At 64.5% G+C, this 6,431-nt stretch carries 6 protein-coding genes and 1 tRNA gene; 4 read left to right on the top strand and 3 right to left on the bottom strand.

The annotated features are described in order from the left end of the window. Window positions 1-531: 531 nt before the first annotated feature. Window positions 532-608 (bottom strand) — tRNA-Arg (locus tag VFZ66_14755). A gap of 189 nt (window positions 609-797) precedes the next feature. Between VFZ66_14755 and VFZ66_14750 the strand changes: the two genes are divergently transcribed. The 3 genes from VFZ66_14750 to VFZ66_14740 all read left to right on the top strand — a co-directional run bounded on the left by VFZ66_14750 (window position 798) and on the right by VFZ66_14740 (window position 4,061). Next, complete coding sequence (locus tag VFZ66_14750) at window positions 798-2,303, top strand: serine/threonine-protein kinase (protein HEX6290446.1); 1,506 nt, start codon at window positions 798-800, stop codon at window positions 2,301-2,303. Between the two features lie 39 nt (window positions 2,304-2,342). Beyond that, window positions 2,343-3,110 carry an NAD-dependent deacylase gene (locus VFZ66_14745; GenBank protein HEX6290445.1) on the top strand — a complete coding sequence of 256 codons (768 nt, stop codon included), beginning with the start codon at window positions 2,343-2,345 and terminating at the stop codon, window positions 3,108-3,110. Window positions 3,111-3,263: 153 nt separating this feature from the next. Continuing rightward, window positions 3,264-4,061, top strand: a complete 798-nt coding sequence (locus tag VFZ66_14740; GenBank protein ID HEX6290444.1) for a lysophospholipid acyltransferase family protein — start codon at window positions 3,264-3,266, stop codon at window positions 4,059-4,061. Here VFZ66_14740 and VFZ66_14735 read toward each other — a convergent pair. After that, a complete protein-coding gene (locus VFZ66_14735; protein ID HEX6290443.1) occupies window positions 4,058-4,843 on the bottom strand; it encodes a carotenoid biosynthesis protein in 786 nt (261 codons plus the stop codon). The two genes, VFZ66_14740 and VFZ66_14735, sit on opposite strands and share 4 nt — an antisense overlap. Window positions 4,844-4,883: 40 nt before the next feature. Further along, entirely contained in the window at window positions 4,884-5,996 is a 1,113-nt protein-coding gene (locus tag VFZ66_14730) for a M20 family metallopeptidase (GenBank protein HEX6290442.1), read from the bottom strand. Between the two features lie 87 nt (window positions 5,997-6,083). Here VFZ66_14730 and VFZ66_14725 point away from each other — a divergent pair, with 87 nt between their 5' ends. Then, entirely contained in the window at window positions 6,084-6,422 is a 339-nt protein-coding gene (locus VFZ66_14725; GenBank protein HEX6290441.1) for a hypothetical protein, read from the top strand. Window positions 6,423-6,431 lie beyond the last annotated feature (9 nt).

The raw sequence follows: 6,431 nt of genomic DNA, 5'->3' as shown, positions 1-6,431 counted from the left end.
TTGGACAACCTTGCATGAGATTCTGTATCAGCAAGGGAAATGATTGGGAACGCCCGCGCCTAGACGCGCCAGGCGGATATATGGCGCTACGTAGTAGCTACTTGAGCTGGACGACACATACGAGCAGCCGGCTGCAGGTTGTTGGTAGGCTCGAAGGATTCATCCAAAAAAGAGTGGCACACCCAATGGTGTGCAAGCAGCAGAACATACGGCGCCATGCGAGCGAACGCTGCATGCTCCTACCAGGACTATTGGCTGCGGATGGCAAGAAAAACACATCATACGACGTGTGAGGGAAGCACGCCGATCTACGACAAAAATGTCCTCAATGCCAGCTTAAAAGTTAACAACTGTAAACGAATAGGATTCTGACGCGGAAATTGGGGGGTAACGGTGCAAATAGTACAATCCTTGCGTATGAATGTCAAGAAACGCTTTGTTGAAGTCGCTATCCAAATCTAGGGGCTGTCAACATGGCTATCGGCGATTCCTGACAAACAAAAACACCGCATTGGCATGCGGCGTTTCGCGTGGCGACCCCGGAGGGATTCGAACCCCCGACACCTGGTTCCGAAGACCAGTGCTCTAATCCACTGAGCTACGGGGCCATAGCGCGTATTACGATGTCCTGATCGGCTTGCAGTATAACGAAAAATACGCGAATTTGCAACCGCAATCTGGTGCCATCACGGCGGCAAGCGATGCTGGATCGCCATTGCATCGGCTCTCAGGCAATGCTATAATCTCGCGATGCTGTGCGCGAGTGTGCGCCCCGGTGATAATCCAGTAAGAGCCTGATGAGCGCTGCTTCGCCGACAACTCCACCGCTACTGCATGGACGCTACCGGATTCTAGCCCGCCTGGGCGAGAGCCGTCTGGCGACGGTCTATCACGCCGAAGACGAGCGCCTCAAGCGGAAGGTCCTGGTCCACCTGCTGCGCGCCGAGCTGGTCCAGCAGCCGAATCTGCGCCAGCGGTTTGAAGAAGAAGCTCAGCGCGGCGCGCAGCGCACGCATCCCGGCCTGCTGGACGTCTACGATACGGGCGATGTCGGCGGGCGGCCCTACATGGTGACGGAAGATATTGCAGGCCGCTCGCTGGCCGAGGCTGGCATGATCTCCGCCAGCGAGGCGCTCAGCGCCGTCCGCACGATCGTCGGGGCGGTGGCGCTGGCCCAGACCCAGGGCGTGCCCCACCCGCCGATCAGCAGCCGCAACGTCTGGCTGCTGCCCGGTGGCCGGACATTGCTGGTCGAGAGCTGGCATGTTCCGACGAGCCAGATCCCGCTCGAGCTTGCGCCGTATCGTGCCCCGGAGCGCCTTACGGGCGGGCCGCCATCACCCGCCACTACCGTGTATGCGCTCGGCCTCCTGGCCTGGGAAGCCTTCGTCGGGCACCGGCCATTCGGCGGCGCGACCCCCGACGAGATTGCGCGGCAGCAGCGTCAGGGCGACCTTCCAACGATCTCACAGGCGCGTCCGGCAATCTTCTCGCCGGAGCTTGACCGCATCGTGGCGCAAGCGGTCGCCGTCGATCCCGGCATGCGCTACCCAACGCCCACCGATTTTGGCCGTGCCCTCGATCACTATGCGGACGCGACCACCGCCCAGACCGGGCGGCTCGCCGCGCTGCCTCACGCCTGGAACGATCCGACGACCATCAGCGAGCAGCGCTCCTCCCGCCTGCGCCTGCCGCGTCGCCGCGCGCAGACAGCTACCGCGCCTGCTATCGCGCCGCCGCCGCCGCCGCCAGTGATCGCCGAGCCGCCGCCGGAGACGCGCACGGTTGTCCGCCCCAGACCAGCGCCGCTCGACCAGCGCACGCTCGATAAGCAGATCCAGCACCACGTCCGCCGCGAGGTTCGCCGCCAGGGCTGCCAGCGCGCGCTGATCAAGCGCAGCCTGCAATTGCTTTTCGTCTTTTTGCTGCTGTACGGCGGCTACCTTGGCCTGCGCTACGCCGTCGACTACACCACGGGCAGGATTCAGCAGATCGACGTGGGCGAGTGGATCAGCCGCCAACTGCCCGACCCGAACGATTTTATTCCGTCCTGGCTCCGCGATCCCGGTAGCGTGGTTGCGTCGTACCGTGTGATCGCGCCCACAAATCTGCGGGAGCGGCCAGGCGCTACCGAGGATAACCCGCCGATTCGCGTGCTTGAGCCGGGCGTGCGTCTTCAACAGATTGGCGTTGCCCAGCCCGATCCGCAGGGCGGGCCGTATGAGTGGCTGCCGGTGATCACCCTCGACAACGCGACGAGCGGCTGGATTGCCAATTTGCAGAATAATCTTGAACAAGAGTAGCTATCCTTCACATCATCACTAACGAGGTTGGAGCAGCCTATGCCCGTGCATATTCCCGAAGATTTGATCGCCCAGCTTGCGTCTGCCGAGCGTGTCGTCGTGCTGACCGGCGCTGGTGTTTCAGCCGAGAGCGGCGTGCCGACGTTTCGTGAAGCCCAGACCGGCCTGTGGGCACAGTACGATCCGCGCGAGCTGGCAACACCGCAGGCGTTCGCCCGCAATCCGCGCCTGGTCTGGGAGTGGTATGCCTGGCGGCGAAGCCTGATCCAGGAGGCCAGTCCCAATCTAGCCCACTACGCGCTCGTCGATCTGGAGCAGGCGCTGCCGACGTTCTTGTTGGTGACACAAAATATCGATGGCCTGCACTGGCTCGCCGGTAGCCGCGACATGATCGAGCTGCACGGCAACATCGCGCGTACCAAATGCTTCGAGGAGGGGCATCCCGTCTCGTGGTGGCCTGAAACCGGCGAGATCCCACCGCGCTGCCCCTACTGCGGCGGCCCGCTGCGGCCCGATGTGGTCTGGTTCGGCGAGGGCATTTCCGAGCAGGCGCTACGCACGGCCATCGACGCCGCATCGGCCTGCGATGTGTTCATGTCGATCGGCACCTCGGCGGTGGTTCAGCCTGCGGCCCGGCTGCCGCTGATTGCCAAGCGCATGGGCGCGAACGTGGTCGAGATCAATACCGAGCAGACCGCGATCAGCGTCATGGCCGACTGGTCGCTGATCGGCCAGTCGGGCGAGATCCTACCCGCGCTGGTGCGTCAGCTCAAGTTCCCGACTAACGCAATCGACGGCGCTTCTTAACCGAGAACAAAGAGCCGGGTGCCAGACCGGGTGCCCTTTGGGCATGGTACCCCGGCATGGCGCCCGGCACACCAAGAACTAAGCGAAAGAACAAAAGAACCGGGTGCGCTCTGGGCGCACAAAGGAACAAACGGAGAGCCTTGAACTTGGCACTTGGAACCTGAAACTTGGACCTTCATGCAGCCACGGCTGACCGCGCGAAAAACCCCACTGATCGAGGCGCTGATCTATCGCACGCTGGTACGCCCAGCGCTGCGCCGCGCCTTTCAGCGGGTGGCGCTGTGGAGCGCCGAGCCAGGCTTCACGCCCGATCTGCCCGCGCTGATCTATGCCAACCATCCGTCGTGGTGGGACGGCTATATCGCCTTTCTGCTCGCACGTGAGCACTGGCGCTGCCCCGGATATTTGATGATGGAGGAGCCGCAGCTTGCCCGCTACGGCTTCTTTCGCTACTGCGGCGTCTTCTCCGTGGATCGCCATGATCCACGCGAGGGCCTGCGCTCCGTAGCGTACGCCGCCGATCTGCTCCGAGGCCATCCTGGCCGCGCGCTCTGGATCTTTCCCCAGGGCCTGATCACGCCCAATGATCGCCGTCCGCTGGTGACGTATGCGGGTGCCGCGCATATCGCCAGACGCGCCGCGCCCGTGCGCTGCATCCCGATGGCGCTGCGCTTCGAGTTTTTGGACGAGCAGCGGCCCGAAGCGCTGGTGCGGCTCGGTCCCGCTCACGTCGTGTCGGGCGAGTACGATGTGAAAGCGCTGCAACGCGAGATGGACCGCCGCCTGTTCTGTGAAGTCGAGCAGCTTCACGCCGACACGATCGACGGCACGACCGCACACTACCGCACGATCTTGCAGGGCCGCGCCTCGGTCAACGTCGTCTGGGATCGGGTGCGGGGGAAGCGCCGGAGAAGCACCAACGAACCAACGAACCGACGCACACAGGCTTAAGGTTGTTGCTCGCTCGTTCGCTTGTTCCCCCTGCCCCTAAACGGCCAGCGCCACGCCGCGATCAGCAGGACGATCAGGCCCAGCAGCGCGGGCAGCACGTAGCCATACGCCAGATCGACCAGCGCGAACTGGAACAGGTTGAGCATGTAGAGCAGCGCGGGCACCATAGGCAGCACCGCCGCATCGACGATCCGCCGCCCGCACAGCGCCAGCGTCAGCAGCGTCAGCACCAGCGCAGTTGTTCCCCAGGCGATAAAGTTGGCCGTCGGCACGCCGTAGTATGGCCCGCTGTCCAGCCAGTGCCAGTAGCCCGTGACGTAGGCCGCGACCGGCTCCAGCAGCAGATCGAGCGCCAGCGCCAGCAGCGGCGCGCCAATCAGCAGCCAGCCGGGGCGGCGCGCGGATGCCGGGAGCAGTGCCCGCGCAGCGCCGATCGCGGCGGGCACGACCAGCAGCCAGGCAAACGGGATCGGCAGCGGGACCACGCCGCCCAGCTTCCAGCCCAGCACGTCGGTGTAGCTGTACCGACCAAACGGCACGCCCGTCGTGACGCCGATATGCTCCACCGCCCAGGATAGCATCGCAATGCACGCGGCGGCGAGCAGCCCACGCCCGCCAGCGTTAGCCGCCAGCCACAGCGTCAGCAGGCTGCCCTGCATGATCAGCAGAAAGCCGCCCATCCACGTGCCCCAGGACGGCACCAGCGCGAACATCAGCATCGGCACCGCAAAGACATAGATGAACAGATAGATCGCCAGCAGCAGCCCGATCAGCCGACGCATGAGCGGCTTCCTCTCGCAATCGTCGGAGCGGCGACGCACATCACAGCGTTTCGAGCAGCCGCGCCAGCAGGGCCGTTCGTGGCACGAATGCATCCAGGTTGACATGCTCGGTGAGCGCGTGCGCGCCGCCGCCGACCGGACCCAGGCCGTCGAGCGTGGGAACGCCGATCGCCGCCGTGAAGTTGCCGTCGGAGCCGCCGCCCGTCGCGGCCTCGTCGATGTCGAAGCCTAGCTCGTTTGCCAGACGCCGCGCGTGCTCGTACAGCCGCCCGATCTGCTCGGTGCGCTCCATCGGTGGCCGGTTAAGACCGCCGCTGAAGCTGATCGTCACGTCCTCGCCCACGGGCTGCCGGGCCGCGAGCGCCTGGGCGATGCGCTCCGCCTCGGCAAAGGTGCGCACCCGCAAATTGATCTCGGCGCGCGCCTCCGCCGGGATCACGTTGGCCGTCGTGCCGCCGCTGGCCGTGCAGACATTCACCGTGGTGCCGCTTTCGGCATCGTTCAGGCTTTGCAGCCAGATGATCTGATGCGCCAGCTCCAGCAGCGCGTTGCGGCCCTGCTCCGGCGCGACACCCGCGTGCGCAGCGCGGCCCGTGATCGACAGCTCGTAGAGGCCGACACCCTTGCGCGCGGTTTTGAGCGCACCGCCGTTCGCCGCCGCCTCCAGCACCAGCGCCGCCTCGGATTGCGCCGCAAGCTCCTCGATATGCCGCCGCGACGTTGGGCTGCCGATCTCCTCGTCGCAGGTGCAGAGAAACCAGATCGGACGCCGCCAGAAGCGCTTCATGGCTTGCAGCGCCTCGATCGCCACGCAGCCCATCAGCAGGCCGCCCTTCATGTCGACCACGCCGGGGCCGAAGAGCTTGTTGCCGCGCCGCTCGACCGGCTGCTCCGCCAGCGTGCCGCGTGGATAGACTGTGTCGAAGTGGCCGAGCAGCAGCAGCGGCTTGCCGACGCCGGACCAGCGCGCAAGCAGATGCATCTCGCCGACCGGCTCTACCTCCGCGCCGAGCTGGGTGAATCGGTCGGTCAGTACCTCGGCAAACTGCGCCAGGCCGACCGGATCATACGAGCATGTTTCGATCTCCGCCCACGCGGCGAGCTCCGTCGCAAACGTGACGCTCTCCAAATAGCCGATCAGCGCATCCCGCATACAATAAACTCCTTCCTGCTGGCGTCAGCCGCATCTCGACGTTAACCATCTCTATATGGTATCCTACCAGGAGATAAAGGATTGGCTGTGAATACGACGAATATCGATTGGCGTTGGATCGCCCTCATTTTTTTAATACTGCTGCTCCTTTCAAGGAACGCTCTCACCAATATTGCCGTGCTAGCCATTGGCGCTGGCTGGGCGATTCAGGCCGGGCTAGAGCCCTGGCGTCGTAGCGGCAGCGTCCTCGGCAGCACCAAAGTTACCTACTGGCGCGGGCAGCGGATCGTCACGAAACAGCCCGCGCGGGCGCGGCTGCGCTCAGTGTCGCCGCTTCAGGTGATCGTCTCGTTTGTGTATGTCGCCCTGGGCCTGGGCAGCGCCTACGCGGCGCTCTACTGGTTTGCACGGGTTTCTGGCCTCTAAGCGCTGATC

Source organism: Herpetosiphonaceae bacterium (genome assembly GCA_036374795.1).
In the GTDB taxonomy this organism is placed as follows: domain Bacteria; phylum Chloroflexota; class Chloroflexia; order Chloroflexales; family Kallotenuaceae; genus LB3-1.
The sequence above is the reverse complement of the archived record's forward strand: the minus strand, read 5'-3'. Positions and strand labels throughout refer to the sequence as shown.

What these genes read in the sequence shown, in the direction of transcription:
- VFZ66_14750 (HEX6290446.1), top strand. Translation starts at nt 798, where the DNA reads ATGAGCGCTGCTTCGCCGACAACTCCACCGCTACTGCATGGACGCTAC.
- VFZ66_14745 (HEX6290445.1), top strand. Translation starts at nt 2,343, where the DNA reads ATGCCCGTGCATATTCCCGAAGATTTGATCGCCCAGCTTGCGTCTGCC.
- VFZ66_14735 (HEX6290443.1), bottom strand. Translation starts at nt 4,843, where the DNA reads ATGCGTCGGCTGATCGGGCTGCTGCTGGCGATCTATCTGTTCATCTAT.
- VFZ66_14730 (HEX6290442.1), bottom strand. Translation starts at nt 5,996, where the DNA reads ATGCGGGATGCGCTGATCGGCTATTTGGAGAGCGTCACGTTTGCGACG.